The sequence below is a fragment of the Segatella buccae ATCC 33574 genome, from assembly GCF_000184945.1.
Taxonomy (GTDB): domain Bacteria; phylum Bacteroidota; class Bacteroidia; order Bacteroidales; family Bacteroidaceae; genus Prevotella; species Prevotella buccae.
Window position 1 is genome coordinate 1 of the sequence record NZ_GL586314.1, and the last position, 1406, is coordinate 1406.

The window sequence follows — 1406 nt, forward strand, 5'->3', positions numbered from 1 at the left end:
TTTATCTGATTGCCAACAATTTACTATCTTTACCACGCAAAAGAAGAGCTATAGCTATGATGCGTGACTATGACATAAAGTTTGTGAACAAGGAGATTACGCCATTTGGAGGCCTTTCCCTGTTTCTGAAGATGCTCGACAGATGCCATTTTGACGAGCAGCTCGTGAAAAGCGGCATTCCATCCCAAGGCTCCAACAGAGGGTACAACCCCGTACAGATCATACTTGGATTGTTTGCAGGAGTCTGGTGCGGTGCGAGTCGCTTCGGACACCTTGACATTGTCCGATATGACACCGCCCTTTGCAATCTTTTGGGATGGAATCGCGGAGCTGACCACAGGGCATACCAGCGTTATCTCAACAAGTTCTCACAGGCGACCAACCAGCGTGTGTTCAGCGAGTTGTTCAGTTGGTTCTTTTCCGAGTTGGTGTTTGACAACTACACGCTTGACTTCGATTCCACGGTCATGGTCCGTGAGGGCAGTCAGGAAGGAGCAGCCAAGGGGTATAACCCGAAGCGTCCGGGCAGGCCCTCTCATCATCCGCTCCTGGCCTTCGTGTCGGACGTTCGGATGATAGCCAACTACTGGCTGCGCCCCGGCAACACCTCTGCCAGCACCAACTACCTGTCCTTTCTGGAAGACACGCTGTCACGGCTTCAAGACAAGAGAGTGGGACTCATCCGCATGGACAGCGGTTTCTTTTCGGGGAACATACTCGGGTATCTGGAACAGAGGCAGTTGAGCTACATCATAGCCTGCCGGCTCAACAACCGCATCAAGTACAGCCTGACGCATGAGAAGACATGGGTGGAGGTGGCAGATGGTTTGGAAATAGCGGAAACCACTTACCAAGCGGAGCATTGGGACAGTCCGAGGCGTATCGTCATGGTAAGGCAGGAGGTTGAGAAGCGGCCTAAGGCAGCGGGCAAGCAGGTCAGGCAGCTCGAGCTTTTTGAGGATGAGCAGGATTTCGGGAAATACAGATACAGCTGCTTCGTCACGAATCTTGCATTGCCTGCCAAGATTGTATATGACTCGTACCGGGGCAGGGCCGACTCCGAGAACAGGATCAAGGAGCTTAAGTACGATTTCTCGATAGACGACTTCGTGTCGCACAACTTCTGGGCAACGGAGGCCTGTGGCAATTTCATCGTCATGGCATACAACTTCATGTCCCTGTTCCGTCATGCCTTGATTAACTCGGACAAAAAGAAGTTTCTCAAGACAATCCGGTACGAACTGATTTCCACTCCCGCATATCTGGGGAAAAAGAAAGACAAGCACATCCTATACCTGGCCAGGTCGTTGAAAACGAGAAAGTCGTTTCTTTCAATATGGGAAAAGTTGAAGGATTTCTCACTGCCATACAACACTGAGAAATCCTAATGACCGATTTGGGTTTAA

General features: G+C 50.6%; 1 protein-coding gene. It reads left to right on the forward strand.

Annotated features, from left to right (window positions below; translation table 11 throughout):
* Positions 1-59 precede the first annotated feature (59 nt).
* A complete protein-coding gene (locus HMPREF6485_RS13020) occupies positions 60-1388 on the forward strand; it encodes an IS1380 family transposase (protein WP_044126538.1) in 1329 nt (442 codons plus the stop codon).
* The last annotated feature ends 18 nt before the right edge of the window (positions 1389-1406 follow it).

Bases quoted from the DNA above. Each gene is read 5' to 3' on its own strand.
- HMPREF6485_RS13020 (WP_044126538.1), top strand. From the start codon at position 60: ATGCGTGACTATGACATAAAGTTTGTGAACAAGGAGATTACGCCATTT.